Source organism: Acidovorax sp. GW821-FHT09A11 (assembly GCF_059418365.1).
Window position 1 is genome coordinate 568,649 of record NZ_JBWKPS010000002.1, and the last position, 25,237, is coordinate 593,885.

Sequence of the window (25,237 nt, forward strand, 5' to 3'; positions counted from 1 at the left end):
ATATGAGGGAGGTTGGCTAGGCCGTGGCAGGCTGGCGTTAGGGGCCTTCGCGGCTGTGCACCACCTGCTCCAGGCGCTCCAGAATGCGCGGCCACAAGCCGCCCATGCGCTCGAAGCTGATGCCATCGTTGGGCCGGAAACCCGCCTGCTCCATGCGCAGCAGCGTGCCGCCGCCGTGCTCCTGCAAGGTCCAGGTGATGTGGGTGATGAGCCCATTGGCCGACTCGGTGCCGTTGCCCCAGCGGTAGGCGAGCTGGCTGGGTTCCTCCACCAGGGTCACCTCGCAGTGCGTCATGCCCGACCAGCCCGGCAGCGGCTGCGCGCGCACCGTGAAGCGGTGCCCCACCTCGGCCACGAAGTCGTTTGGCATGAGCCACTCCTGCATCAGCCAGGACTGGGTGAGCGCGCGCCAGACCTTCTCGCGCGGGTGGGGTAGCTGCCGCTCGAACACCAGGGACCGGGTGCCTTGCGCCGTGGGGGTGGGGCCATGGGATCGGGTTGCGTCAGCCATGGCGCATCGCCTGCAAGGTGAGCCTGACGGCGGGCACGAGGCTCAGAGGGTGGTGGCGGTTCTGCATGGTGTTTTTGCCGCAGTAGTGGAGTTGCGCTGTCATTGGTCCATGCGTCCGAGCAGGTTCTCCAGGTCATCCAGGCGCTGGTTCCAGAAGCCGGCATAGACGCTCATCCAGTCCACCAGGGGCGCCAACCCTTCGCGCCGCACCTGGTAGTAGGTTTCGCGCCCGGCACGGCGGTCTTCCACCAGCCCCGCGCGCTTGAGCACGGCCAGGTGCTTGGACACCGCAGGTTGCGAAATGTGGGAATGCCCCGTCAGCACGTTCACGGTCTGCTGCCCCTCCCGGGACAGCTGCTGGAAGATGGAACGGCGCGTGGGGTCCGACAACGCCGCGAAGGTCAGGTCTTCAGGGGATTTCACAGGATATAACTCATTGGTTATGGATGACGAATAATAACCAAACGGTTATGGATTGGTCAATCCTTCGTAAAAAGATTCAGGCGCGCTGCGCGGGACACGGGATCGTTTGTGCGGCCCACCGGGTGGCACGACAATGCAGGCCCACACGATCCATCCATTCGCTGCGGGCCGGGGAATCCGCCCGTGGCACCCACCCTTTGTCCTTGCCCATGAATTTCGCAAACCGCCTTCAGCAGCTTCCTTCCACAAGCCACTTCGCCGCCCTGCACCTGCTGGACGCTGGCGGCCAGGTGCTGGCCACCATCGAGAACAAGCCCGGCCAGACGGGTTCGCTGGCCGTGTATGCCGCGCTGGCGGCGCTGTATGGCGGCCGCATCACGCCCGCGGCCGCCACCCTGGGGCTGGAGTGGTACGCCGAGCATGTGGCCGACGCGCAGGCCTTCCCGGGCAAGCACCCCAACATCGACCGGCTGCTGGCCTGGGCCCAGGGCAGCGAGAGTTTTGGGGCCCGCACGGTTTCCGCCTGAAACGAAAAAAAACCGCGGTGGCAGCGGCGGCTTGTCGAAAACGCGCGGGCCCGTTCGTCGTCAGGGTGTGAACACGTTGAATGAGCGATATGGTTGAGCGGCTCACGCCTTCATCCACCCTGATGTCCACCCCCAAGGAGACCCCAGCATGACCACCAACACCACCCCCACAGGCACCGTCACCCTGCACCGCGTGCTGCGCGCACCGGCCGAGCGCATCTACCGCGCGTTCCTGGACCCCGACGCCATGTGCAAGTGGCTGCCGCCCCATGGATTCACCGGCCGGGTGCTGAGCCTGGATGCCCGCGTGGGCGGCACCTACCGCATGCAGTTCACCAACTTCAGCAACGGCCAGACGCATGCGTTTGGTGGCGAGTATGTGGAGCTGGCGCCGGGCGAGCGCATCGTGCACACCGACCGGTTCGACGACCCCAACCTGCCGGGCGAGATGCGCACCACCATCCAGCTGAAAAAAGTGATCGTGGGCACCGAGGTGTCCATCGTGCAGGCGGGCATTCCGGCCGTGATCCCCGCCGAGGCGTGCTACCTGGGCTGGCAGGAGTCGCTGCAGCTGCTGGCGCTGCTGGTGGAGCCGGAGATTCCGGCGGAGTAAATCGGTGCCGGCCGGGCCATGCACACGGCCCCGGCGGCGGGGTGAACGGCGGCGCACCGGCAGGCGGTGCCGCGCCACGCGCCCGCCGCCCCAGCCCCTCCCCATCCCTCAATTCACATCACATCACTTCACTTCAGCCACTTGTCGGCGGCTTGCTTGATGGTGCCCCGGCTGTCCACCAGGCCCCACACGAAGCCCATCACGCGCACATAGTCGGCATCGTCGGTGGGCAACATGAAGCCCAGGTAGTTCTTGGGCGTGAGCGGTGCATCCACGAACGCGGCGTGCAGGCGCGGGTCGGCCTTGGCATAGTGCAGGGCCTCGTACGTCTCGGTGATCATCACGTCGCCCTTGCCCTCGGCGATCAGCGCGGGGATCTCGGCGTTCTTGTCGTGCGTGCTGACCTGGGCTGTTTTCAGGTTGGCCAGCACATAGGTTTCGTTGGTGCCGCCGGGGTTCTTGATGACACGCACGGTGGGCTGGTTCATCGCGTCCACGCTGGTGTATTTGGCCTTGTCGGCCGCGCGCACCAGGGCCACCTTGCCGAAGGGTGCGTAGCCGGGCAGCATGTCAAAGATGCGCATGCGGTTGACGTTGCGCGTGATGCCGCCCACCGCCACATCGAACCTGTCGCCCTGCAGGTCCTTCACCAGGTTGGGCCAGGTGGTGGGCACGTATTCGATCTTCACACCCAGCTCCTTGGCCATGGTCTCGATCACGTCGATGTCATGGCCCGAGTAGCCCGCGTCGGTCTTGATGGCAAACGGGCGGTAGTCGCCGGGCGTGCCCACGCGGATGACCTTGGCCTCCATGATCTTGTCGAGCCGGGGGCCGGCCTGCGCGGCCTGGCTGAAAGCAAGGCTGGCCACCACGGCGGCTGCGGCAAGGGCGAGGATTTTCTTGGGGATCATTTCGAGGTTCTCCAGTGGGTGAAAGGTGGCTTGGCGAAGGGTGTGGCAGCACGGTGCACCGGCCACGCGGGCCGCAGCGGCCGGCACACCCCGTCGCCGCAAACATTACAGCAGGCCCGCGGGCAAAAGCCAGGGGCATTCATCCGGGGTGGTGCCAGCGGCGCAGGACGGGCATTGCACGCGTGCATGGACGCGCGTTGACGGCAGCGTTTGCACAACACCCCAGCGTTGCAAGCGGCGTGCCATGCAGGCCCGCACCGCGCAGGGGCCGGCACGCCCAGGCTCCGTCCACGGCCAATGCTCTATTTTTTATAGCATATTGCGCTTGTCCAATAAGCGCTACACGCCCATTTCTTGTCAAACTCGGTTACCCTGCCCGGTTCAGCAACAAGGACTCGCCATGAAAAAACTCAACGTCACCATCCAACTCGAAATGACCGTGCCCGATGACTGGGAGCTGGCCGATACCTCCGAGGGCACGCCCGTCATCAAGCTGCCCGATGGCAAGTACATGGACATCGCCATCGAGCCGCTGTTTGCGGCCGACCCCGAAGACCTGTGGGCCAGCACCGACGACGAGGACGTGCTGGACGACATCCTCGACATGGTGGACAGCGAAGCGGTGACGTACGAGTTTGTGACGCACTGAGCGGTGGGACAGGGGGCAATGCCGGCGTGGGGCGCCCCCGCCCCACCCCGCATCCAAAGCAGAAAACTACACTTTTGATAGCAGCCGGCGCTTGCACCATGAGCGCTGGCGCCCTATTTCACTCAAGCACCGTTACAGCTGCGAGCGCAGCCAGCCCGTCAGTTTCTCGTGCGCCTTCTCCCGCAGCGGGCGGTCCCGCCAGGCCTCGTACGTCACGCGGCGTGACCGCCGGATGTCGTCTTCAAACACCGCTGTCTGGCGCCTGGCGAATGCCGTGTCGTACACGTTGAGATTGGCCTCGTCGTTCAGGCGGAACGAGCGGTTGTCGAAATTGGTGGAGCCCACCGACACCAGCAGCTGGTCCACGATCATGACCTTGCAGTGGTACATGGTGGGCGTGTACTCATAGATCTCGGCCCCGGCCTGCAGCAGCTCGCCCCAGGTGGCGCGGGATGCGGCTTTCACCGTCTCGGTGTCGGTGTGTTCGCCGGGGGTGACCAGGCGCACGCGCACGCCGCGCGCCAGGGCGTCCATCAGCAACTTGCGGGTCAGTTCATCGGGCACGAAATACGCCACCGACAGGTCGATGCTGCGCTCGGCCGCCGTGATGGCCAGGTGGTACATGAGCTGCATGCTCTCGCTGCCGCTCGAAGGCGAGCTGGAGAACATCTGCGCCTTTTGCGTGCCCGCCGGCGCGATGGCCGGGAAGTACGCCTCGCCATGCAGCACCTTGCCGGTGACCTTGAGCCAGTTGTCCAGAAATGTGGCCTGCATCTGCGCCACGGCGGGGCCGCGCACCAGGTAGTGCGAGTCGCGCCAGTGCTCCGGGTCTTGCGCGTGGCCCGTCCACTCGGGCGCGATGCCCACGCCGCCGGTGAACGCCACCTGCCCGTCCGCCACCAGCAGCTTGCGGTGGGTGCGGTTGTTCAGGCGCGCCAGGTTGTACCAGTGGGGCTTGTGGAACTTCTCGATCTGCACGCCCGCCTCCTTCATCTCGGCCAGATAGCTCTCTTCCATCTTGGCGCTGCCCACCCAGTCGAGCAGCACATGCACCGGCACGCCGGCGCGGGCGCGCTCGCTCAGGGCGTCGGCAAACTGCTTGCCGATGTCGCCCGACCAGTAGATGTAGGTCTCGAACGTGACGCTTTTTTGCGCCGCCTGGATGGCGGCCAGCATGGGCGGAAAGATCTGGTCGCCGTTGAGCAGCTCGGTCACCGCATTGCCGCCCACGATGCCCGGGCCCAGCAGGCTGCCCAGCGCGCGTTCGAACTGCGGGTGGGCGGTGCTGTACAGGCGCGGCAGTTGTTGCTGCACCTTCTCCTCGCCGGCCGTGAAGTTGAGCGCCAGCAACACCAGCGCGCCCGTGGCCAGGGCCGTGAGAAAAACCGTGAGCAGGGTGGAAGGGCGGCGGCGGTGGGCGGCTTTCGGCATGGCGCGATGGTAGGTGGCGGCCCGGCGGCGCAATGTAGGCGGACACCGCCAACACCGGGGGCACAATCGCTGGTGCGGGTCGCGACAGCGGCCGCATCGCACCGTCTCCCCAAACACACACCACTGCGCTTTTTATCCCTGCCCTGCCGTGTCTGAATCTGTCCGCCCTGCCCTCATCCACCCCGCCCTCCCCATCAACCGTCGCAGCGCCCTGGTGGGCGCGGCGGGCCTTCTGGCGCAGCCCGCCATGCTGGGGCTGCTGCACGCCAAGCCCTTGCCACCCGCGCCCACCGTATGGCCCCAGGCGCTGCAGGTGCCGGGGGGCGTGGCGCGGCTGTCGCTCGGGCCCGCGGCCACGCGGCCGGTGGCGCAGGTGCGCCAGGGCGATGTGGATGTGCCGCTGCGGGTGGTGGGCGATGCCATCGAATGGACCGCCCTCGTGGGCATCCCGCTGGCCGCCGCGCCCGGCGATGCGTTCATCACCGTGCTGGCCGAAGGCGGCGGCAGCCCGCGCCTGGTGCACTACACCGTGGCACACAAGCAGTACAAAGAGCAGCACCTGCAGGTGTCGCCGCGCACGGTGGACCTCTCGCCCGAGGACCAGGCACGCTACGAGCGCGAGCGCGAGCACCAGGCCCAGGTGATGGCCACCTTCACCGAGCAGCCCGCGGGCCAGGCGCCGGCATCGCCGCGCATGCGCGTGCCGGTGCCGGGGCGGCGCTCCAGCTCGTTCGGGCTGCGGCGCGTGTTCAACGGCCAGCCGCGCAACCCGCACAGCGGCATGGACATCGCCGCGCCCACGGGCACGCCCATCGTGGCGCCGCTGGCGGGCCGGGTGATCGACGTGGGCGACTACTTCTTCAGCGGCGGCACGGTGTGGCTCGACCACGGCCGGGGCCTGCTCACCGTGTACGCCCACCTCAGCAGCAAGGACGTGCGGGTGGGCGAGGTGGTGAACGCGGGCGACGCGTTCTGCAAGGTGGGCGCCACCGGCCGCGTGACCGGCCCGCACCTGCACTGGGGCGTGATGCTCAACCGCACCATGGTGGACCCGGCGCTGTTTGTCCCCGCATAGCTATTATTTTGATAGCTTGTTGCGCTTGATGGACAAGCGCCAGCGGCCAATTTCATTCAAACACAATTCCCCGCATGACCTCGCGCCTGATCCGCTTCAACAAACCCTATGGCGTGCTGAGCCAGTTCACCGCCGAAGGCAAGTGGCAGGGCCTGAAGGACTACATCGACCTGCCCGGCGTGTATGTGGCGGGGCGGCTGGACGCCGACAGCGAAGGGCTGCTGCTGCTGACCAACGACGGGCCGTTGCAGGCCCGCATTGCCGACCCACGCTTCAAGATGGAGAAGACCTACTGGGTGCAGGTGGAAGGCATCCCGGGCGAAGCCGCGCTGGCCGCGCTGCGCAGCGGCGTGGTGCTGAACGACGGCCCCACCCTGCCCGCCCGCGCGCGCCTGCTGGCGCCCGCGCCTGCCGTGTGGGCGCGCAACCCGCCCATCCGCGAGCGCAAGGCCATCCCCACCGCGTGGATCGAACTCATCATCCGCGAAGGCCGCAACCGCCAGGTGCGGCGCATGACGGCCGCCGTGGGCCACCCCACGCTGCGGCTCATCCGCGCGGCCATCGGGCCCTACACGCTCGACGGGCTGGCGCCGGGCACCTGGGCCGATTGAATCGAGGCAGCTACGCCGCCACCGCGTCCATGCGGCGCGACAGTGCCGAGCCGCGCGCCCGCAGGAACACACGCAGCCCTTCGGCATAGTCCGCACTGACGGCCTGCTGCACCGAGGCGCGCGCGGCCAGCGCTGTGCGCCAGCGCAGCACACGTGGCAAGCCTTGCCAGAGACCCAGGCCGTCCACGCCCGGCAACGTGTCGATGACGTCGAAGTACCGGAACACGGGGCCGAACACCACATCCACCATGCCGAAATCCGGCCCCGCAAAGTACGGCCCCGCGCCGCTGAACGCACCCAGCGCTTCTTCGAGCTGCACGAAGCGGCCAAGCAGCTCCTGCGCGCGGGCCCGCAGCGCGGCCTCATCCGGCGCGGCGTAAAACGCGCCGATGGTGTTGAGCACCGTGGAGCCAAACTCCATCCACGCGCGGTGGCGGGCGCGCTGCAGCGGGTCCTGCGGGTGCAGCGCGGGCATGGCCACCTCGTCCAGGTACTCGCAGATCACCGCCGACTCGAACAGGCTCTGGCCGCGCACCTGCAATACCGGCGTCTTGCCCAGCGGCGAGAGGGCCAGGAACCAGTCGGGCTTGTGGGCGAGGTCGATGGTGCGGCGCTCGAACGCCAGGCCCTTCTCGCGCAGCACGATGGCCACGCGCTGCACATACGGGCACAGCGCGTGCGAGACCAGCGTGAGCGCGGGCGCGCCAGCCGCTGCTGCGCTCACGGTGCCAGCCCCTCGGCGCGCAGCGCGGCCTGCACCTGCGGGCGGGCCGCCACGCGTGCCATCCAGGCCTGCAGATGCGGGTAGGCCGTGAGCGGCATGCCCAGCAGGTGGGCCCAGTTGACGATGGTGAAGCCATACGCATCGGCCACGCTGTACGCGCCCGCCAGGAAGTCGCTGCGCGAGAGCACGGCATCCAGCTCCGCAAAACGCGCGGCCAGCTTGGCCTTGGCCGCCTGCCGCGTGGACTCGGCCGTTTCCTTGTGCCACAGCCAGGGGCTGAAGCCCTTGTGCAGCTCGGTGCTGACGAAGGTGAGCCACTCCAGCACGGCCAGGCGCTCGCGCGAGCCGGGCTTGCCGATCAGCGCCTGCGCCGGGTCCAGGTCGGCCACGTACTGCAGCAGCGCCGCGCCTTCGGTGTGGCGCGACTGGTCGTCCAGCTCCAGCAAGGGCACGTAGCCGCGCGGGGAGATGTCGAGGTAGCTGGCACCCGTCTCGGTGGTGTGGTGCGCCAGGTCCACCTTGGTCAGGTCGAAGGGGACGCCGACCTCGCGCAGCGCAATGTGGACGGCGAGCGAGCAGGCGCCGGGGGCGTAGTAGAGCTTCATGGCAGTGGCGGGCTTTCTGTGCAAAAAGGGGTTGGGAGCATCGCCGCTGCACACAGCGGTGGCACGGGCGACAGGCAGAATTTATGATTGCATTTACGCAAAAAAAAATACGCATTCATGAAAACATCCATTGCACCAGCGCAATACCGCCTGGGCGCCGCCGAGCTGGAGGTGCTGCTGGCCATGGTGCGCACCGGCACGCTGGCGGCGGCCGGTGAGCGGCTGGGCGTGGATGCGTCCACCGTGTTCCGCGCCATCCAGCGCATCGAGCGCGGGCTGGGCCAGCCACTGTTCGAGCGCTCGCGCGCGGGCTACCGCGCCTCGGAGCTGGCCCAGGCCCTGACCGAGCAGGCCGAGCGCGTGGAAGCCGCGCTGGAGGCCGCCCGCACCGCCACGCAGGCGCAGCCCGAGCAGGTCTCGGGCACGGTGCGCATCTCCACCACCGACACCATCCTGCAGGGCCTCATCGCCCCCGCCCTGCAGGTGCTGCAGCCCCGCCACCCGGCCCTGGTGTACGAGCTGCATGCAGGCAATGAACTGGTGAGCCTCACGCGGCGCGACACCGACATCGCCGTGCGCGCCACCAGGCGCCCGCCGCAACACCTGGTGGGCCGGCAGCTGGGCATGATCCGTTCGGCGCTGTACACCGCAGCCTCGAACCCGCTGGCACTGTCCGACGTGGAGGCGGGCCGCGCGGCCTGGGTCGCGCCCGACGACTCCATGCCCGGCCACCCCTCGGTGCGCTGGCGCAAGAAGCAGTACCCCAGGGCGCAACCCACCTACCGCGTCAACAGCCTGCTCACCGTGATGGAACTGGTGGCCCGGGGCGCGGGCGTAGGCGTGTTGCCCACCTTCCTGGCCCAGGGCCGCGGCGACCTGCGCCCGCTCACCGGCTCGCTGCCCGAGTGCGACAACGGGCTGTGGCTGCTCACGCACCCCGAATCGCGCCACCTGCGGCGCATCGCGGCGGTGTACGGGCACCTGGCGGACACGGTGCAGCTGCCCTGAGGGACTCCGGCGATTCCTGCGGCCCGGCCCATTCCGCCGGCCGGCTCCAGGGCTTTTGGCCCGGCCTGCGGATGGGCGCGCAGGCCGGGCAGCTTCATGCCCAAGGCATTTTGTACTAATACAATTATTTTTCAAAAGTACAATTTGCCTCCACCACCTGCCCTGCAGACAGGTGCGAGGAGTTCACATTGCCCGATACCCTCTCTCCCCCAGGCACGGGCTGGAAGGCGCGCAGCCTGGCCGGCTTCATCCAGCACGCGGGGCCGCTGTGGGCCCAGCGGGAAGACCATGGCTGGGCCTATGGCTTCGCGGTCGGACCGCAGCACCTCAACCCCGCGGGGGCGGCCCACGGCGGCGCGCTGATGACCCTGATGGACCACGCCCTCAGCGCCGTGGCCTGGGAAGCCTGCGGCCGCAGCCCCTGCGTCACGCTGCAGCTCGATTCCCATTTCGTGAGCCCGGTGCGGCCCGGCCAGTTCGTCGAGGCGCGGGCCGAGGTGATCGAGCGCACCGGCAGCCTGGTCTTCATGCGCGGCGAGCTGCGCGCGGGCGCGAGCCTGGTGCTGACGGCCCATGCGCTCATGAAAGCCATGAAATGAAGCCGGCCAGCCCCGCACCGGCATCTGCCCGCCGCCACGCCGTGGCCGAAATTCCTTTGTACCCTGACAAGGAGCGCGCCCTGGACATTCCCGCCCACCACAGCCTGATGGCCCTCTTCGGCGCCCGGCCGCACCACGGCGCTGCAGCCGACGCGGCCACAAATGGGTTTACGCTTGCCGGTTTGAAGCTCCAGAACCCGCCCATGGCCTCCCGCTCCAAGCCCGCCCCGCCCCCCGCCGACACCAAGCCGACCAAAGGCGTGCGCGTGCGGCCCGTGCCCGCCGTGACACGCTCCATCGCCATCCTGCGGCTGCTGGGCGAGCACAAGCAGCCGCTCACGCTGAAGACGGTGGCCGAAGCCTTGCACCTGGTGCCCAGCACCTGCCTGCACATCCTGCGGGTGCTGGTGGCCGAAGACCTAGTCACGCTCGACCCGTCGACCAAGCGCTACGCGCTGGGCACCGGCATGATCAGCCTGGCCCGCAGCGTGCTGGAGGGCGGCGGCTTCACGCAGCTGGTACAGCCGGTGCTCGACCGCCTGGCCGCGCAGTTCGGCGTGACGGCCATGGGGGTGGAGATCACATCACGCCAGACGGTGATGGTGCTGGCGCTGTCCCGCTCCAGCCAGCCGTTTCGGGTCCACACCGATGTGGGCAGCCAGTTCGAGACGCTGGTCAGCGCCACGGGGCGGCTGATCGCGGCCTACAGCGGCGAAAGCTGGCCCGCGCTCAAGGAGAAATTCGCCCGGGTGGTGTGGGACAAGGCCCCCACGTACACCACCTGGAAGAAGGAGGTCGAGCTCACGCGGTCCCGGGGCTGGAGCCTGGACCGCGACAACTTCATGGCCGGCATCACGGTCGTGGCCGTGCCCGTCTTCGCGCCGGGCGGACGGCTGGTCCATACCCTGGTGGTGGTCGGGCTCAGCAGCCAGATGGGTGCCGCCGTGGTGCAGCAGCTGGCCCAGGTCATGCAGCGGGAGGCGGCCGAGCTGTCTCGCCTGCTGGGCGGGAGCTGACCATGCCGGCGCCCGGTACCGCGGCGGCACAGACCCTGCTCAAGACCATCACCATGCCCGCGGACATCGATGCCAGCGGCCAGGTGCCCACGGGCTGGCTGCTGGCCACCATGGACCTCGCGGGGGCCGTGCTGCCGGGGCAGCATTTTGGAGCGCCGGTCGAGCTGGTGGGGCTGTCCGACGTCACGCTGCTGGCCCGGCCCCGGCTGGGCCAATGTGTGACGTTCACGGGCCGCCTGGTGTCCAGCAGCGGCGAGGATGCGTGTGTGGCCATCGAGGCCTGGTGCGAGGAGCGCGGCCGGACGGGGGGCACCCCGCTGATGCGCGCCCAATTGCGCTATGTGCCCGCCACCATCGAAGTGCCCGGGAATCTCTTCCCGGGCACGTTCCAGGCGGGCTCCTGAGCGGAGCCTTGCGTCAGTCCGCGCGGATGCCCGCGGCCTTGATGATGGGCGCCCAGCGCTGGCGCTCCTTCCTGGCGAACTCGATCAGGGCCGCGGCCGTTCCCCCCGCGGGCTCGAAGCCCAGTTCCAGCAGGCGCTGGCGCACTTCGGGCCGGGCCAGCACCTTGTTGACCGCCGCATTGAGAACACCGGTCACCGCCGCCGGCGTGCCCCTGGGCGCATACAGCGCGTTCCACGCCACGAACTCGAAACCCGGATGGCCCTGCTCCGCGATGGGCTTCACGCCGGGCGCCAGGTTGCTGGCGGTTGCCGACGTGACGCCAATGGCGCGCAGCTTGCCGGCCGCGATGTGGGGCCGCAGCGCCAGGGGCGTGTCGATGACCGCCGGCAGCTGGCCACCCAGCACGTCGGTCACCGCGTTGCCCGAGCCTTTGTAGGGCACGCCGAACAACGGGGCCGACGAGCGCTCCTTCAGGAACTCGACCACCAGGCGCGCCGAGGTGCTGGGCATCGCGATGTCGGCCGAGCGGGGGGCGCGTTTCACGGATTCGAGCAGTTCCGCCACGGAATGGTGGGGGGCATTGGCCCCCACCGCCAGCACCATGGGAAACGTGCCCACCATGGCGATGGGTTCGAAATCCTTCTCGGGGTCGAAGGCCAGCTTCGCATAGAGAAACTGGTTGAGCACATGGGTGGCGTTGGTGCCCATGGTCAGGGTGTAGCCGTCGCCCGGGGCCTGGGCCGCGAGCTCGTTGCCCAGGTTGCCACCGGCACCGGCCTTGTTCTCGACGACGATGGGCTGGCCCAGTTCCCGGCCGAGCTGCTCGCCCAAAAACCGGGTGGCCACATCGGTGCCCTGCCCCGCGGCATAGGCCACGATGATGCGGATGGGCTTGGTGGGATAGCTGGGGTGCTGGGCCTGCGCGTGGGCAGCGGGCATCGCCCACAGCAAACTGGCAGCGGTCATGATGGCAGCGAAGGTTCGCATGCTTGTCTCCTTTATTTTTCGTGCTCTGCAGATCAGAGAGGGCGGGTGCGCGCGACACCCCGGGTATACAGGTCCCGCCTCTGGGCGTCATTGAATCCGAGATCGGCCAGCACCTCGTCGGCATGCTGGCTGAAAGCCGGGGGCGGCGCTCCCGACAGTGCCGGGGTGCCGTACAGCCGCGCCGGGCCACGCAGCGCCGTGAACGCGCCCTGCCGGATGACCATCTCCCGGTGCGCGCAGTGCGCCTGGGCCAGCGCCTGCGGCACGTCGTTCACCACCCCGGCGGGCACCCCCACACGCATCAGCGCCTCGCACAGCGGCTCGCAGTCTTGCGCGGCAATCGCGGACTCGATGATGTCCTTGAGCGCCTGGCGGTGCGCGATGCGGTCTGCGTTGGCGTGGAACCGGGGATCCTCGGGCAGGCCCGGGCACCCGATGTGCTGGCTGAAACGGCGGAACTGGCCATCGTTGAGGATGCCGATGAACACATGCCCGTCGCGCGCCCTGAACTTGTCGTACGGGGCGATGTTGGGGTGCGCGCTGCCCAGCAGGCCCGGGGCCTTCTTCGACGCGAACCAGTTCGATGCATGCGGCAGCAGCAGGCTCAGCGCCGTGTCGTAGAGCGTGGCCTCCACCCGCTGCCCGGCACCGCTTTTGTGCCGGCTGCACAGGGCCATGAGGATGCCGGTGAGCGCCACATAGCCCGTCAGATGGTCCACGATGGGAATGCCCATGCGCGTGGCGCCCGTGGCCGATTCGCCGTTGATGCTCATCAGGCCGCACTGCGCCTGCAGCACCGCGTCGTAGCCTGGCAGGCCGCCCAGCGGCCCATCGCGGCCAAAGCCCGAGATGGCGCAGTAGATGAGGCGCGGGTAGCGTTCGGCCAGCACGTCTTCGTAGCCCAGGCCCCATTTCTCCATGGTGCCGGGCAGGAAGTTCTCCACCAGCACATCGGCATCCCGCAGCAGGCGGTGCAGCACCTCGTGCGCGTCGGGCTGGCTCAGGTCCAGGCTGATGGCCTTCTTGCCCCGGTTCAGCGCGGCGAAGTACGCGGAGTGGCCCATGTCGTCGTATGGCGGTCCGAGGTGCCGGGTCTCGTCGCCCCCTGGCGGCTCGATCTTGACCACCTGGGCGCCATTGTCGGCGAGCATCTGGGTGCATAGGGGGCCTGCGAGCACGCGGGTGAGGTCCACCACCCGCAGGCCTTCCAGCGCCGGGGCGCTGAAGCTTGTCATGCTGCTATTCACCCGCGGCGGGGCAACACCACCACGCCACCGCCAAGCACCGACAGCTCGCCGTCCTGGTTGTGCGCCTCTTGTGCGATCTCGACCAGGTGCTTGCCGCCCTCCTCGAACTTGCGCGTGACCTTGCCCTTGATGAAGAGCATGTCGCCCTCGGGGTTGTGGCGGCGAATCTTGCAGCTGGCCTTGTGCAGGAAACCCGTGTCGCCAATCCAGTTGGTGAGGTGGTGCGTGAGCCACGAGGTGCGCTCGGGGCCGTAGTCGTACGCGCCGGGCGCGCCCACTTCGAGCGCGAAGTCTTCTTCCCAGTGCACGCGCTCGGGCACGTCCGGGATGCCGAAGCGGTTCTTGATGCCCACGCCCGGGTGCGCGTCGATCAGCTTCCAGGCCAGCTTGTTGGCGCGGATGTACAGGCCGCCCCAGCCCTGCGCGTAAGCGATGAAGCCGGTCACGGTCATCGGCCCCTTGAACATGGTGGGCAGCTCGTCGCCCACGTTCACGTCGTCCCAGTAGCGGGGCGTGGCGCCGCGCACTTCCTCGTTGCGGTAGAGCTTGTAGGCCTCGTTCAACTCTTCGTCGGTGTACTGGCGCGGGCCGCGTTCGCGCACGTTCTGGTATTTGCTGCCCTGCTCCCGCGCATGGTCGCGCTCGGTGCGAAAGCACCAGCTGTCGGCCTCGGCCACCTTGTCGCCGTCCTGGTTGAAGAAGTCCACATGGTAGATCTGCTGGATGGCCCGGCCGGCAAAACGCGTCTGGTGCTCGATCAGGTCCTTGAGCGAGGCCTCGGTCGAGATCACGTCATTGCGGCGCACGGGCTTGTGCCAGGTCCAGTCCGCACCCGACCACATGGCGTGCACGCCCGGCAGGCCGCCCACATAGCCCGACACGATGCGGCTGGTGGCGAACAGGAAGCTGGGCAGCGCGACGATGCCGCCGTAGTGGCTCCTGGCCGCGTAGTCGGGGTCGCACCACAGGGGGTTGTCGTCGCCGATGCCGTGCGCGTAGTGGCGGATGTTGTCGCGCGTGGCCTCGTGGCACCAGGGCTCGGCGGTCTGGCCGATCTTGATGCCGATGCGCTCGCGCAATTCATCGAGGCCGCTGTCGGTGATCTTGGGAAAGCTGCGCTGCGGGGTGGTGGCAATGGACATGGGTGGAGTCTCCTTGGGGTGGTGGTGGTGATGAATGAATGGATGGATGGACGGACAGACGGAGGGAAGAAGGGACCGCGGGTGGCGGGGTGCTCAGGCGCAGGCCACCGCTTCGCGCTCCCGCAAGACCTTGCGGTGCACCTTGCCGGCGGGGGTCTTGGGCAGCTCCGCCACGAACGCGATGTGGCGCGGGTATTCGTGCTGGCTGAGCTTGGTCCTGACAAGGTTCTGGATCTCGTCGATGAAACCCTCGCTGCGCTCGCGGCCTGACACGACGAAGGCCTTGACGACCTGACCGCGCAGTGAGTCGGGCACGCCGATCACGGCAGCTTCGAGCACGTCCTCGTGCATGAGGATGACGTTCTCGATCTCCACCGCGCTCATGGTCCAGCCCGCGGAAATGATCACGTCGTCGGCACGGCCGCCGTGGAAGAAATAGCCGTCCTCGTCGGTGCGGCCCAGGTCCTTGGTGGGTATCCACTGGCCGCGCCGCAAGACCATGAGCTGCCCCGTGGTGCCCGGCGGGCAGATGCGCCCCTGCGCGTCGTGCACCTCGACCCGGGTGCCGGGCACGGCCTTGCCGAGCGAGCCGCGCTTGACCGGGAAGTCGCTGGCGCCGGGGTAGCTCACCAGCACCACGCCGATCTCGGTCGTGCCGTACATGCTGCACACCTCCAGGCCAAAGCGCTCGTGCACGAAGTCGGCCGTGTCGTCGTCGATGGGCTCGCCGGTGAACGACAGCTTCGTGAAGTGATAGGCGTGGTCGCCCGCCTTGCCGCAGTTCTTCATCATGCGGTAGTGCGTGGCGGCGGCCGACATGTTGGTGAAGCGGTGGGCCGACAGCGCCTGCAGCAGCCGCTCGGCGTTGAACCGGCCGCTGTAGCTGCCGATCGTCAGGCCTAGCGCCAGCGGCGCCAGCGTGCCATGCCACAGGCCGTGCCCCCAGGCGGGGGACGACGGGCACATGAAGCGGTCGCCGGGGCGCAGCCCCGTGCCGTACAGCGCGGCCACCATCAGCGTGACCAGCGCCTTGTGGGTGTGCTTCACGGCCTCGGGCAGCTCCCGCGTGGTGCCGGACGTGTACTGGAACACGGCCAGGTCGTCGGCCCGCGACGTGCTGGCGTAGGTGGCAGGCAGCGCCTGCAGCTGCTGCCACAGCGCGTCATCGAAGACCTCGAACGCGGCGGTGCCCAGGCCCTCGACGACCCCGCGCTTTTCCTCGTTGGTAATGAGCAGGCTCGGCTTGCAGTCGCCCACCCGCAGGCGTACGCCGTCGGGGCCGAACAGCGTGAACAGCGGCACAGCAATGGCGCCCCGCTTGATCACGCCGAACATCGCCGTGTAGAACGCCCGCGAGGGCTCCAGCATGATCGCCACACGGTCGCCGCGCTGCACGCCGCGGCCTTCGAGAAAGTGTGCGAAACGGGCCGAATCCCGCGAGAGTTCGTCGAAGGTGATGGTTTCGTCCACGCCATCGGCGCGGCAGACGATCACCGCATCGCGGCCCGCACCGGCATGGCGGTCCACGCACTCATGGGCGATGTTGAACGCAGCGCGGTCCCCATCGAAAAGATCCCATAGGCGCTCGGTCGCGAAGTGGCTCTGGGCATCGGCGTAGCTGGCGTAGTCGGTCAGGCGTTTCATGGCTGCATGGGCTCTGTGTGTCGGTGCATGCAGTCTCGATTCTTCGACATTGATTGTCAAATACGACCATCAATTGTCTCAATACAATTTTTAAAAATGCACTCCATCGGCTCCTCGCGCTATTCGCGTGCCCGCGCGAACGGGGTTTCAAGGGCCCCGCGAGGCCGCGCGCAACGCACCATTGCTGCCAGTACGCTGTCACCAGCGCGCACTACAGTGCAGGGCCACCCACCGACCGGAAGGAATCCGCGTGACCACCCAGTTCTATGGCGCATCCAGCCTCGACGGCTTCCTCGCCACGCCCGACCACGACCTCGGCTGGCTGCTGGAGTTTGGCGAGATCGAGGGCTCCAGCTACCCCGCTTTCATCCGCGATGTGGGCGCGCTGGCCATGGGCTCGCACACCTACGAATGGATGCTCAGAAATGCCATCGACGCGGGCCAGCCCTGGCCCTACCCGCAGCCCACGTGGGTGTTCAGTTCGCGCAGGCTGCGCGCGATTCCCGGTGCCGACGTGCGCTTTGTGCAGGGCGACGTGCGGCCCGTGCACCAGGCCATGGCGCGGGCCGCAGCAGGGCGCAATGTGTGGATCGTGGGTGGCGGCGAACTCGTGGGGCAGTTCCATGACGCGGGCCTGCTGGACGAGCTGATCGTGCAGATCGCACCGGTCACGCTGGGCGCGGGCGCGCCGCTGTTTCCGCGGTCCATCGTGCAGCCCACGCTGCGCCTGAAGTCCGTGACCACGCTGGGCGGCATCTTCGCGGAGCTGCGCTACGAGGTGCCGCGGCCGTAGAGGCAAGATTTGCTATATTTTATATAGCACCCTGGTTTGATACTGAAGGCGCCGCAAGCCTTCCCGTCTTGCACGTCCCCTCACGCCAGCGGCACCGCCTTGTGCACGGGATGGGACAGCACCAGCGATGTGGACACGCTGCCATGCGCCGCCAGCGCATCGACCACGCGCTCCAGGTCGGCGGGCTGGCCGAAGGCGCAACGCACCACGAAGCAGTCCTCGCCCGTCACGCGCACGGCATCCAACACTTCGGGCATGGACTGGAACAGCTGCACGTAGCGCTTGATGTGCTCGTGCGTGGTGCGCACCCGCACCACGGCCTGCAGGCCCAGGCCCACGGCGGCCAGGTCGATGCGCGCCGCGTAGCCCGAGATCACCCCCGCGTCCTCGAGCTTCTTCACGCGCTCGCTCATCGCCGGCTGCGACAGTCCGATCTTCTTGCCCAGCGCGGACAGGCTCTGCCGCGCATCGTCCTGCAGCGCCATGAGGATCTGCCGGTCTTTCTTGTCCAGTTCCACGGGGGTGGTTCCTTTGCGATGATTTCAAGGTTTGGGGGCGCGCTTTCCGATGAAGCCCGCTGGCCGCGGCGGCATGATTTTCCTATCGTCGGGGGGCAGTGATGGATCTGCTTCACGACAAGGAACACCAATGGCGACGCGACCTGTTTTGCTCATTCCCGGCATCCACAACTCCGGCCCCGGGCATTGGCAGTCATTGTGGCAAACCCGGCGCGCGGACGTGGCGCGCGTGGAGCAGGCGGACTGGGATCACCCCGTGTGCGACGCGTGGGTACAGGCGCTCGACGACGCCATCGCGGCGGCGGCGCAGCCCCCCATCCTGGTCGCCCACAGCCTGGGCTGCCTGGTGGCGGTGCACTGGGCCGCACGCCACCACCGGCCGCTGCACGCCCTGCTGCTGGTGGCCGTGCCCGACCCCGAGGGCCCGGCGTTTCCAGCCGATGCCCGGGGCTTCTTCCCGCTGCCCGCCGCGCTGCCGACGATGGACAGGCTCATGCTGATGAGCAGTACCAGCGATCCCTACTCCACCCCCGGTTTTTCGGCGCGGTGCGCGGGCGCGTGGAACGCCGAACACGTGGTGCTGGGCGCGCTCGGCCATGTGAATGCCGACAGCGGCCTGGGCGACTGGCCCGCGGGATGGGAGCAGGTGGCGCGCTGGCGCGGGCAGTGAGGCCGCCGCCCGGCTTCGCCAGGCCCCGCGCGCATCCCGCAAGGGGCCTCAGCCTCCGGCCGCCTGGGCCTGGTCGATCGCCAGGTACCGTTTGACGAGGTCAAAGAAGCTCTCGTAGAACGTGTCCTTGGAGATGGTCTCGCTCCCCACCTTGACCAGCGATTCGCTGCTGGCGGAAAACGGCAGCGAGACCGAGCCGATGGCGCCCACGCCCACGCTGGCGGAGTTGTTGGTCTTGCGCAGCGCATAGGTGTCCTGCAGCGCGGTCACGAACCCCAGGCTCACCTTGCCATCGCTGGCCTCCGGCAGGCACACCACGCGCACCACCATCTGCAGGTGCGACTCGGCCTCCGGCTGGAAGCTCTTCTTGCCTTCCACCAGCTCCGTCTGGTGGGTGGAGATGATGTAGCCCTGGCTCAGCAGCGCGCGGCGCGAGGCCTCGCAGGTCTGCTGCGGGGTGGCATCGAACAGGCGCGAGTAGGTGGCCACCGATCCGAAGTTCTCCGGCACGGCGAAGGTCTTGGCACCCGTGGCCGAGCAACCTGGCAAAGCCAGCGCCGCGGCTCCTGCCGCCAGGGCCGCCACGAAAGTCCGGGCGCGGCGCAGAGCCGGTGCCCCGCCGGGAAATCCGCGGGAGGAAGGCGCGCCCAGGGCGCCTGGATCAATGGGGGTGGTCGAAGGAAAGCTCAAACCGGCACTCCTTTTGTGTCATGGATCATCATCGGCCGCGCCTGCCCGCAAGCGGGCGCCAGCCCAAGAGGTGGTGTGACGGGCCAGGCCGCCCGCAGTTCCCTTGCGCGAGGCAACGGGGTCGCCGGCGGCGGCCCATTGCGATGGCTTCGCAGTATGGCCCGCATGGCGGGGTGGCGATGTCAGCGGGCAGCCCGTTCCCCCGCACACAAGGTATCAAATTGCTGCGCCCTGGTCCGCACCGCTGCGCCCGCGCCTCAGGGCCTGGCCTGGGAGAGAAGCTTTTCCAGCCGCTGCAGGCGCTGGGCCATGGCGGCCAGTGCCTCCTCCTTGACCTGCAGGTCCTTCTGGAGCGCATCGATCCTTTGCTGCTGCGCCACCGTGCGCTTGTCCAGCGCCTGAACACCCGCCAGCGCCACGCCGTCAGGATCGATGGTGGCAATTTTCGTATCGCTGTCCCCCAGGCGGAAAGCGGCGGAAAAATCCTGCGCCATGGGCCCCATGTGGCGCACCGCTAGGCCTTCTGTCTTGTAGTTCCAGGTGGTCACCGGCACCGCGCGCAGGCGCCGCAACACGTCTTCACCATCGACCGCCGCAAAGTTCTCCTTGAGATTGCGGTCGGACACGGAGGACCACGAGCCGCCCCCCGCGCCCACCGTGACCCCGGCCGCCAGGCCCGCGTCGGTGTAGATCGTGAAGCCGCCCGAGGACCGGAAGATGGCCTGGTTGGTGCCCGACGGGGTGATCGCGGCATCGCTGGAGCGGTCGGTCCACACAAAGCTGCCGTAGAAGTTGGACCCGCCGGTGGACAGATAGCTCATGCGCAGGCCGGTGGTGGCCGCGGCATTCGTATACAGGTTCACGCCGCCCGCGGCCCGCACATTGAAGGAATTGTTCACCCCCGCGCGGAAGTAGGTTTCTGGCGAGCAGGACACGCCGCCGTCGCAGAAGGTGGGAAACGAACGGTCGGCAAAAACGAACGAGCCCTGCCGCGCGTTGGTATGCGCGCCCATCCCCAGCGCCACCGACGCGAAGCCGGAGGCGACGTTGTACAGCCCCATGGCCACGGAGTTGCCGTTGGCCGCCACCGTACCCTGCCCCACGGCGAAGCCATAGTCGCCCGAAGCCCTGGCGTTGTAGCCGAACGCCGTGGAATACATGCCGATGTTGGCGTCGTCCCACTGGGTGCCGTCGATCTGCCCGGCGCGCAGGGACGCTTTTTGCGGATACCACAGGAACCGCGTGCCCGGGCCTTCGGCCGGCGCGCCCCCCATGCCGTTGGAAAAGTCGCCCACCGACAGGATGGCGCCGTCGTTGTCCACACGCACACGCTCCTTGTTGTGGTTTTGACCATCCAGGTACAGGCCGCTGGCAGACAGCGACAGCAGTGGCGTATTGCCGGCCGAACCCAGCGTGGCGGCACCGACCAGCTTGAGGTTGACGAGCGCGCTGGCCGTGGTGGCAGCCTGCTGCCCAGCGGGCGCGAACTGGACGGCCCCCGTTAGGTCGCCCGTGGCGCCAGTGGCTCCCGTCGCGCCGGTGGCCCCGGCCGGGCCCGTGGCTCCCGCGGGACCGGCCGCACCCGCTGGCCCGGCCGCGCCAGCCGCCCCTGCGACGCCGGCGGAGCCGGTGGCGCCCGTCGCTCCCGTGGCGCCAGCCGCGCCTGCCTGCGCCACCAGCGCCCAGACGGCGGGGCTCACGGAGGGGTCGGCGTTGATCGAGTCCGAAGCCGAGACCTGCAGGTAGGTCGAGCCGCCCTGGCTGACCAGCGTGCCGGGGACATACGCCGTGGCCGCGGACCAGGCACCCATGTAGCTGCCCGCAAACGAGCCGGCCGCCCCGGTGGCCCCCGTCGCACCGGCGGGGCCCGCGGTGCCCGTGGTTCCTGCCGCGCCTGCGGGCCCCGTGGCCCCCACAGGCCCCTGAAGCCCCTGAGGCCCCGCACCGCCGGCGGCGCCAGTGGCCCCCGCGGGCCCCTGGGGCCCGGTCGGCCCCGTGGGGCCGGTGGCGCCCGTGGCCCCCACGGCCGAAGCCTGGCACGGACCGAGCACGCCGGCCGCTCCGTAGCACACCCGGTTGGCCACCGCCGGAGAAGCCCCGATCCCCGGTGCGGCGATGGCGCCGCCCTCATCCACGCGAAAGCGGATCTGCGTTCCGCTGGCGTCCTTGACGGCAAACCCCGAGCCCGCCGCCGGCCGGATCGTGACGTCCGCCGCCTGCGCGGCAGGGCCCCACATCGCGGCCGCAAGCAGGCTGAGGAACAACGGGCTGGCATGAACGCGCGGGGAGGACATGGTCGGAAGCTCTTTCTTCGGTGATTTCTTGCCTTGCGGCGACGGGGGATGGCGGCCGCGCGGGCACACCATTGCAGCGGGGCGGCACACCCCGCCTGGAGGGCGGCCGTGGCAGGCTTGCGCCCTCGCCCACCGGCCCGGCCGCGCAGGTGGGCGCTTGCGTGCCGAATCACGGTCGCAGGCCCTGGCCCCACGGGTGAAACATTTTCTCACAATGACCACCCAAAACCCTGCCTGAACCCCGCCCCGGCGGTTCAACGGTGGCGCGTTGATGCGTGCCCGCCACAGCGGCCACCGGACGGGCAAAGACGACGCACACGCAGCCGCCACCGGAGTGGGAGCAGAGTGCCGGAAAGCTACACTATTGATAGCTAGAATCCATTGAATATCAAGCGCCACCCTCCGGTCCGTCCATCAAAATGGCAGGAGGGTGAGCACCGCCGCCGCCCCCTCGGCCCGACCCGCTTCCCCGCTTCGCTCCATCCATGCCGCTCGCCACCCTTTTGTGCCTGGTCGTCGCCATCAGTGACGGCGACACCCTCACCGCGCGCTGCGGTACGCCCGGCGCCTACCGGCAGGTCAAGGTGCGCGTGGCCGCCATCGACGCACCCGAGTCGCGCCAGGCCTTCGGACAGAAGTCCCGCCAGAACCTGGCGCGGCTGTGCTTCAGGCAGCGCGCCACCTTGCAGGCCTTGGACCGGGACAGCTATGGCCGCACGGTGGCCAATGTGCGCTGCGCAGGCACCGACGTGGCCGCGGCCCAGGTGCGGGCCGGCCTGGCCTGGGTGTACACGCCCTACGCCGCCAGCCACCCGCACCTGGCGCCGCTGCAGCAGCAGGCGCGGGGCGGCGGCGCGGGCCTGTGGTCCCAGCGGCGCCCGCTGGCGCCCTGGGACTACCGGCACCGGCACGGCCGCTGAAGCCTTCCGCTCCCCCTGGGCAAGGCGCACGCGCGCCACGGCGGAGGATGCGGCGGCGCGGCCGGCCCAGCACGGCGCCACTTTGAGGGATTTGCGCGGCGCGGGCCCGGGCGGCGCCGCACAACCGGTAGCATCCAGGGTCCTTCGCACCAGGCCTGGCGGCGCATTGCACCGCACCGGGCCGATCCGTCACCCCTCCCCCGCCCATGTCCACCCCTGAGCCCACGCCCATGGCGCCCGCCGCCAGCGTCTACCGCCATTCCGGTTTTGTTTCCTTTCTGATCGCCCGCGTGGTGGCCGTCGTGGCCACGCAGGTGCAGGCCGTGGTGGTGGCCTGGCAGGTGTACGACCTCACGCGCGAGCCCCTGGCGCTGGCCTATGTGGGCCTGGCGCAGTTCCTGCCCATGCTGTGCCTGCTGCTGCCGGCGGGCGACCTGATCGACAGGTTCGAGCGCAAGCGCATCCTGGCCATCAGCTGGAGCGTGGGCGGGCTGTGCAGCGCCCTGCTGTGGTGGCTGTCGGGCCACGGGGCCAGCGGCGTGGCGGGCATCTATGCGGTGCTGGTGCTGTACGGCTGCTCGCGCGCGTTCTCGGGCCCGGCCATGCAGAGCCTGCTGCCGCAGATCGTGCCGCGCGGCCAGCTCGCGCAGGCCATCGCGGCCAACAGCATGCTCATGCGCGTGGCCAGCATCGGCGGGCCGCTGCTGGGCGGGCTGCTGTATGCGCTCGGCGGCGGCGAACTGACCTACGCCGTGTGCTGCGCCTGCTTCGGGCTGGGCGTGGCGCTGCTCCTGCGCGTGGTGGTGGCGCACGCCACGGCGCCCGGGCCCACGCAGGGGACGATGTTCGAACGCTTCGGGGCGGGCATCACCTTCATCCGCTCGCGGCCGATCATCCTGGGCACCATTTCGCTGGACCTGTTCGCGGTGCTGCTGGGCGGCGTGGTGGCCCTGCTGCCCATCTATGCACAAGAGGTGCTGCACGTGGGCCCCGCGGGCCTGGGGGCGCTGCGCAGCGCCATGGCCGGGGGCGAGGTCGGCGCGGGGCTGTACCTGAGCATGCGCCCCTTCAACCGCCATGTGGGACGCACCATGTTCATCGCCGTGGCGGTGTTTGGCGCGGCCAACCTGGTGTTCGCGCTCTCCAGCTGGTTCTGGCTGTCGTTCGCGGCGCTGATGGTGGCCGGCGCGGCCGACATGGTGAGCGTGTACATCCGCGGCGCGCTGGTGCAGTTCTCCACGCCCGACACCATGCGCGGGCGGGTGAACGCGGTGAACATGCTGTTCATCGGCTCGTCCAACGAACTGGGCGAGTTCCGCGCCGGCACCAGCGCGTCGTGGCTGGGCGTGGTGCCGGCGGCCGTGGTGGGCGGCCTGTGCACGCTGGGCGTGGTGGGCGGCTGGATGCTGGCGTTCAAGACGCTGCGCACGGTGGACCGCTTCGAGGAAGCCGCGCAGGCCACCGGCGCTGCGCCCGCGGGCGCGCGGTAGCAGGCGGGCGGAAACCAATCGACACATCCTCCGGGCCGTTTGTGTCGCGCAGGTAAAACCCGCCGCACAGGCTTGCGCGGCGGTGCGGGGCGGCGCACCATGCGCCCACTTGCACCTGGCCTGCCGCCCAACCTCTTCATGACCTCGCCACCACGCCCCGCCCCCTTGCGCCGCCGCACCGTGCTCGCGGGCTTGCTGGGCGCGGCGGCCGGGACGCTCCCCGGCATGGCTTGCGCGACGGGGATGGAGGCATGGAGCACCGCCGACGAGCCCACCCTGGCCCGCCTGCTGGACCGCGTCACCTGGGGCTGCACCGCCCAGGGCGCGCAGGCGCTGGCCCCCCAGGGCGCGCAGGCCTGTCTGGCCGCCCAGCTACGCCCCCCGCCCGCCGCGCTGCCGCGCGAAGCCCAGGCCCGCATCGACGCGATGACCATCTCCCGCGTGCCCGCCGAGGCGCTGGCCCTGGAAATGGACGCACGCCACCGCGCCGCCAAGGCCCTGCCCACCGAAGACGCGCGCAAGGCCGCGCTCAAGGCCTGGCAGCAGGACATGCGCGCCCTGCAGCAGGAGGCGGCCGAGCGTTTCGTGCTGCGCGCGCTGTACACGCCCGCGCAGCTGCGCGAGAAGATGACCTGGTTCTGGATGAACCACTTCAACGTGTTCGCGGGCAAGGGCAGCCTGCGCGCGCTGGTGGGCGACTACGAGGAGCGTGCCGTGCGCCCCCATGCGCTGGGCCGCTTTCGCGACCTGCTGGGCGCCACCGCGCGCCACCCGGCCATGCTGCGCTACCTGGACAACGCGCAGAACGCAGCCGGCCGCATCAACGAAAACTATGCGCGCGAGCTGATGGAGCTGCACACGCTGGGCGTGGACGGCGGCTACAGCCAGCAGGACGTGCAGGAGCTGGCGCGCGTGCTGACCGGCGTGGGTGTATCGCTGCGCCCGCCCGGCGAAGAGCCGCCGCGCATGAAGCCCGCACTGCGCCGCCATTACGTGCGCCAGGGGCTGTTTGAGTTCAACCCCCAGCGCCACGACTGGGACCCCAAGACGCTGCTGGGCCAGCCCTTGCGCGCCGAAGGCCTGGCCGAGGTGGACGAAGCGCTGGACCGCCTGGCCCGCGCTCCCGCGACCGCGCGCTTCGTCACGCGCAAGATCGCGCTCTTTCTGGTGGGCGACAACCCGCCTCCCGCGCTTTTGCAGACGCTGGCCCGCACCTTCGAACGCACCGATGGCGACATCGCCGCCGTGCTGGAAGCACTCTTCAACGCCCCCGGATTTCGCGCATCGCTGGGCCAGCGTTTCCGCGACCCGGTGCACTATGTGCTGGCCGCCCTGCGCCTGGCGCAGGGCGACGCCGTGCTGCCCGGCGCGGAGCCCGCGCTCGCCTGGCTGCAGCGCCTGGCCGAGCCCCTGTACGGCCGCGCCACGCCTGACGGCTACCCGCTCGATGCGGCCGCGTGGTCGGGCTCCGGGCAGATGTCCACGCGTTTCGAGATCGCCCGGGCCATCGGCGCCGGGGCCGCCACGGCCCCCGCCCCGCGCGAGGACGGGATGGCCGGGCCAGCGGCACCGCAGCGCACACCCCCGCCGCTGGCGCAAAGCGCCTACGTGCGCGCCCTGCAGCCCGCCTGGTCCACCGCCACGCGCAACGCGCTGGCCCAGGCGGCGTCGCCGCGCGAATGGAACCTGCTGTTCCTCGCATCACCCGAATTCATGCATGGATGAGGAGAACAC

At 69.2% G+C, this 25,237-nt stretch carries 27 protein-coding genes; 14 read left to right on the plus strand and 13 right to left on the minus strand.

The window, feature by feature from the left end; all coding sequences use genetic code 11:
* Positions 1-37: 37 nt before the first annotated feature.
* Both AC07PV_RS06685 and AC07PV_RS06690 read right to left on the minus strand, forming a co-directional pair.
* Positions 38-511 (minus strand): SRPBCC family protein, encoded by a 474-nt coding sequence (locus tag AC07PV_RS06685; protein ID WP_494629769.1) that lies wholly within the window; start codon positions 509-511, stop codon positions 38-40.
* Between the two features lie 99 nt (positions 512-610).
* Positions 611-934: an ArsR/SmtB family transcription factor gene (locus AC07PV_RS06690; protein WP_057272387.1), complete on the minus strand. Its 324-nt coding sequence runs from the start codon at positions 932-934 to the stop codon at positions 611-613.
* A 209-nt stretch (positions 935-1,143) separates the two neighbouring features.
* Here AC07PV_RS06690 and AC07PV_RS06695 point away from each other — a divergent pair, with 209 nt between their 5' ends.
* Positions 1,144-1,461 (plus strand): DUF2322 family protein, encoded by a 318-nt coding sequence (locus tag AC07PV_RS06695; protein ID WP_494629770.1) that lies wholly within the window; start codon positions 1,144-1,146, stop codon positions 1,459-1,461.
* Between the two features lie 148 nt (positions 1,462-1,609).
* Entirely contained in the window at positions 1,610-2,074 is a 465-nt protein-coding gene (locus tag AC07PV_RS06700; protein ID WP_494629771.1) for an SRPBCC family protein, read from the plus strand.
* A gap of 128 nt (positions 2,075-2,202) precedes the next feature.
* Here AC07PV_RS06700 and AC07PV_RS06705 read toward each other — a convergent pair whose 3' ends face one another.
* Positions 2,203-2,985, minus strand: a complete 783-nt coding sequence (locus AC07PV_RS06705; protein ID WP_218340722.1) for a transporter substrate-binding domain-containing protein — start codon at positions 2,983-2,985, stop codon at positions 2,203-2,205.
* Between the two features lie 400 nt (positions 2,986-3,385).
* On the opposite strand from AC07PV_RS06705, the gene AC07PV_RS06710 reads away from it, so the two are divergent.
* Entirely contained in the window at positions 3,386-3,634 is a 249-nt protein-coding gene (locus tag AC07PV_RS06710) for a hypothetical protein (RefSeq protein ID WP_218293999.1), read from the plus strand.
* Positions 3,635-3,766: 132 nt separating this feature from the next.
* Here the strand turns inward: AC07PV_RS06710 and AC07PV_RS06715 are convergent, their stop codons facing one another.
* A complete protein-coding gene (locus AC07PV_RS06715) occupies positions 3,767-5,065 on the minus strand; it encodes a phospholipase D-like domain-containing protein (RefSeq protein ID WP_494629773.1) in 1,299 nt (432 codons plus the stop codon).
* A gap of 148 nt (positions 5,066-5,213) precedes the next feature.
* Between AC07PV_RS06715 and AC07PV_RS06720 the strand changes: the two genes are divergently transcribed.
* A complete protein-coding gene (locus AC07PV_RS06720) occupies positions 5,214-6,140 on the plus strand; it encodes a peptidoglycan DD-metalloendopeptidase family protein (protein WP_494629774.1) in 927 nt (308 codons plus the stop codon).
* A gap of 74 nt (positions 6,141-6,214) precedes the next feature.
* A complete protein-coding gene (locus AC07PV_RS06725) occupies positions 6,215-6,751 on the plus strand; it encodes a pseudouridine synthase (RefSeq protein WP_492245616.1) in 537 nt (178 codons plus the stop codon).
* Between the two features lie 10 nt (positions 6,752-6,761).
* Here AC07PV_RS06725 and AC07PV_RS06730 read toward each other — a convergent pair whose 3' ends face one another.
* Entirely contained in the window at positions 6,762-7,475 is a 714-nt protein-coding gene (locus AC07PV_RS06730) for a glutathione S-transferase family protein (RefSeq protein WP_494629776.1), read from the minus strand.
* Entirely contained in the window at positions 7,472-8,080 is a 609-nt protein-coding gene (gene gstA, locus AC07PV_RS06735) for a glutathione transferase GstA (protein WP_369641954.1), read from the minus strand. The genes AC07PV_RS06730 and gstA overlap by 4 nt, the downstream gene beginning before the upstream one ends.
* Before the next feature lie 117 nt (positions 8,081-8,197).
* Between gstA and AC07PV_RS06740 the strand changes: the two genes are divergently transcribed.
* The 4 genes from AC07PV_RS06740 to AC07PV_RS06755 all read left to right on the plus strand — a co-directional run bounded on the left by AC07PV_RS06740 (position 8,198) and on the right by AC07PV_RS06755 (position 11,107).
* The gene (locus AC07PV_RS06740; protein ID WP_492245614.1) at positions 8,198-9,088 is read left to right on the plus strand and encodes a LysR family transcriptional regulator; all 891 of its coding nucleotides are present in this window, start codon (positions 8,198-8,200) and stop codon (positions 9,086-9,088) included.
* A gap of 188 nt (positions 9,089-9,276) precedes the next feature.
* Positions 9,277-9,687, plus strand: coding sequence for a PaaI family thioesterase (locus AC07PV_RS06745; RefSeq protein ID WP_218293992.1), 411 nt, complete (start codon positions 9,277-9,279; stop codon positions 9,685-9,687).
* A 203-nt stretch (positions 9,688-9,890) separates the two neighbouring features.
* Positions 9,891-10,703, plus strand: coding sequence for an IclR family transcriptional regulator (locus tag AC07PV_RS06750; RefSeq protein WP_369641952.1), 813 nt, complete (start codon positions 9,891-9,893; stop codon positions 10,701-10,703).
* 2 nt (positions 10,704-10,705) lie between these two features.
* Positions 10,706-11,107, plus strand: coding sequence for a hypothetical protein (locus AC07PV_RS06755; RefSeq protein ID WP_492254925.1), 402 nt, complete (start codon positions 10,706-10,708; stop codon positions 11,105-11,107).
* 13 nt (positions 11,108-11,120) lie between these two features.
* On the opposite strand, the gene AC07PV_RS06760 is transcribed toward AC07PV_RS06755, so the two are convergent.
* The 4 genes from AC07PV_RS06760 to AC07PV_RS06775 form a co-directional block, all read right to left on the minus strand.
* Positions 11,121-12,095: a Bug family tripartite tricarboxylate transporter substrate binding protein gene (locus AC07PV_RS06760; RefSeq protein ID WP_494629777.1), complete on the minus strand. Its 975-nt coding sequence runs from the start codon at positions 12,093-12,095 to the stop codon at positions 11,121-11,123.
* A gap of 32 nt (positions 12,096-12,127) precedes the next feature.
* Positions 12,128-13,330: a CaiB/BaiF CoA transferase family protein gene (locus tag AC07PV_RS06765; protein ID WP_494594629.1), complete on the minus strand. Its 1,203-nt coding sequence runs from the start codon at positions 13,328-13,330 to the stop codon at positions 12,128-12,130.
* An 8-nt stretch (positions 13,331-13,338) separates the two neighbouring features.
* Entirely contained in the window at positions 13,339-14,478 is a 1,140-nt protein-coding gene (locus AC07PV_RS06770) for an FAS1-like dehydratase domain-containing protein (RefSeq protein ID WP_494629862.1), read from the minus strand.
* Between the two features lie 99 nt (positions 14,479-14,577).
* Entirely contained in the window at positions 14,578-16,128 is a 1,551-nt protein-coding gene (locus tag AC07PV_RS06775) for an acetate--CoA ligase (protein ID WP_494629779.1), read from the minus strand.
* 250 nt (positions 16,129-16,378) lie between these two features.
* Here AC07PV_RS06775 and AC07PV_RS06780 point away from each other — a divergent pair, with 250 nt between their 5' ends.
* Positions 16,379-16,921: a dihydrofolate reductase family protein gene (locus AC07PV_RS06780; protein ID WP_494629780.1), complete on the plus strand. Its 543-nt coding sequence runs from the start codon at positions 16,379-16,381 to the stop codon at positions 16,919-16,921.
* 80 nt (positions 16,922-17,001) lie between these two features.
* Here the strand turns inward: AC07PV_RS06780 and AC07PV_RS06785 are convergent, their stop codons facing one another.
* Positions 17,002-17,439, minus strand: coding sequence for an Lrp/AsnC family transcriptional regulator (locus AC07PV_RS06785; protein ID WP_218293986.1), 438 nt, complete (start codon positions 17,437-17,439; stop codon positions 17,002-17,004).
* Between the two features lie 130 nt (positions 17,440-17,569).
* Between AC07PV_RS06785 and AC07PV_RS06790 the strand changes: the two genes are divergently transcribed.
* Positions 17,570-18,109: an RBBP9/YdeN family alpha/beta hydrolase gene (locus tag AC07PV_RS06790; RefSeq protein WP_218340709.1), complete on the plus strand. Its 540-nt coding sequence runs from the start codon at positions 17,570-17,572 to the stop codon at positions 18,107-18,109.
* A 48-nt stretch (positions 18,110-18,157) separates the two neighbouring features.
* Here the strand turns inward: AC07PV_RS06790 and AC07PV_RS06795 are convergent, their stop codons facing one another.
* Positions 18,158-18,694 carry a DUF2242 domain-containing protein gene (locus tag AC07PV_RS06795; protein WP_370627835.1) on the minus strand — a complete coding sequence of 179 codons (537 nt, stop codon included), beginning with the start codon at positions 18,692-18,694 and terminating at the stop codon, positions 18,158-18,160.
* Between the two features lie 362 nt (positions 18,695-19,056).
* Complete coding sequence (locus AC07PV_RS06800) at positions 19,057-21,093, minus strand: tail fiber domain-containing protein (RefSeq protein WP_494629781.1); 2,037 nt, start codon at positions 21,091-21,093, stop codon at positions 19,057-19,059.
* Positions 21,094-21,578: 485 nt separating this feature from the next.
* On the opposite strand from AC07PV_RS06800, the gene AC07PV_RS06805 reads away from it, so the two are divergent.
* The 3 genes from AC07PV_RS06805 to AC07PV_RS06815 all read left to right on the plus strand — a co-directional run bounded on the left by AC07PV_RS06805 (position 21,579) and on the right by AC07PV_RS06815 (position 25,228).
* Positions 21,579-22,013, plus strand: coding sequence for a thermonuclease family protein (locus AC07PV_RS06805; RefSeq protein ID WP_218293983.1), 435 nt, complete (start codon positions 21,579-21,581; stop codon positions 22,011-22,013).
* 206 nt (positions 22,014-22,219) lie between these two features.
* A complete protein-coding gene (locus tag AC07PV_RS06810) occupies positions 22,220-23,503 on the plus strand; it encodes an MFS transporter (protein WP_218340707.1) in 1,284 nt (427 codons plus the stop codon).
* A 138-nt stretch (positions 23,504-23,641) separates the two neighbouring features.
* On the plus strand, positions 23,642-25,228 hold the full coding sequence (locus AC07PV_RS06815; protein WP_218340933.1) for a DUF1800 domain-containing protein: 1,587 nt from the start codon (positions 23,642-23,644) through the stop codon (positions 25,226-25,228).
* Positions 25,229-25,237 lie beyond the last annotated feature (9 nt).

What these genes read in the sequence shown, in the direction of transcription:
- AC07PV_RS06760 (WP_494629777.1), bottom strand. Translation starts at nt 12,095, where the DNA reads ATGCGAACCTTCGCTGCCATCATGACCGCTGCCAGTTTGCTGTGGGCG.
- AC07PV_RS06700 (WP_494629771.1), top strand. Translation starts at nt 1,610, where the DNA reads ATGACCACCAACACCACCCCCACAGGCACCGTCACCCTGCACCGCGTG.
- AC07PV_RS06790 (WP_218340709.1), top strand. Translation starts at nt 17,570, where the DNA reads ATGGCGACGCGACCTGTTTTGCTCATTCCCGGCATCCACAACTCCGGC.
- AC07PV_RS06750 (WP_369641952.1), top strand. Translation starts at nt 9,891, where the DNA reads ATGGCCTCCCGCTCCAAGCCCGCCCCGCCCCCCGCCGACACCAAGCCG.
- AC07PV_RS06765 (WP_494594629.1), bottom strand. Translation starts at nt 13,330, where the DNA reads ATGACAAGCTTCAGCGCCCCGGCGCTGGAAGGCCTGCGGGTGGTGGAC.
- AC07PV_RS06715 (WP_494629773.1), bottom strand. Translation starts at nt 5,065, where the DNA reads ATGCCGAAAGCCGCCCACCGCCGCCGCCCTTCCACCCTGCTCACGGTT.
- AC07PV_RS06815 (WP_218340933.1), top strand. Translation starts at nt 23,642, where the DNA reads ATGACCTCGCCACCACGCCCCGCCCCCTTGCGCCGCCGCACCGTGCTC.
- AC07PV_RS06725 (WP_492245616.1), top strand. Translation starts at nt 6,215, where the DNA reads ATGACCTCGCGCCTGATCCGCTTCAACAAACCCTATGGCGTGCTGAGC.
- AC07PV_RS06805 (WP_218293983.1), top strand. Translation starts at nt 21,579, where the DNA reads ATGCCGCTCGCCACCCTTTTGTGCCTGGTCGTCGCCATCAGTGACGGC.
- AC07PV_RS06810 (WP_218340707.1), top strand. Translation starts at nt 22,220, where the DNA reads ATGTCCACCCCTGAGCCCACGCCCATGGCGCCCGCCGCCAGCGTCTAC.
- AC07PV_RS06775 (WP_494629779.1), bottom strand. Translation starts at nt 16,128, where the DNA reads ATGAAACGCCTGACCGACTACGCCAGCTACGCCGATGCCCAGAGCCAC.
- AC07PV_RS06710 (WP_218293999.1), top strand. Translation starts at nt 3,386, where the DNA reads ATGAAAAAACTCAACGTCACCATCCAACTCGAAATGACCGTGCCCGAT.
- AC07PV_RS06705 (WP_218340722.1), bottom strand. Translation starts at nt 2,985, where the DNA reads ATGATCCCCAAGAAAATCCTCGCCCTTGCCGCAGCCGCCGTGGTGGCC.
- AC07PV_RS06740 (WP_492245614.1), top strand. Translation starts at nt 8,198, where the DNA reads ATGAAAACATCCATTGCACCAGCGCAATACCGCCTGGGCGCCGCCGAG.
- gstA (WP_369641954.1), bottom strand. Translation starts at nt 8,080, where the DNA reads ATGAAGCTCTACTACGCCCCCGGCGCCTGCTCGCTCGCCGTCCACATT.
- AC07PV_RS06800 (WP_494629781.1), bottom strand. Translation starts at nt 21,093, where the DNA reads ATGTCCTCCCCGCGCGTTCATGCCAGCCCGTTGTTCCTCAGCCTGCTT.
- AC07PV_RS06685 (WP_494629769.1), bottom strand. Translation starts at nt 511, where the DNA reads ATGGCTGACGCAACCCGATCCCATGGCCCCACCCCCACGGCGCAAGGC.
- AC07PV_RS06755 (WP_492254925.1), top strand. Translation starts at nt 10,706, where the DNA reads ATGCCGGCGCCCGGTACCGCGGCGGCACAGACCCTGCTCAAGACCATC.
- AC07PV_RS06695 (WP_494629770.1), top strand. Translation starts at nt 1,144, where the DNA reads ATGAATTTCGCAAACCGCCTTCAGCAGCTTCCTTCCACAAGCCACTTC.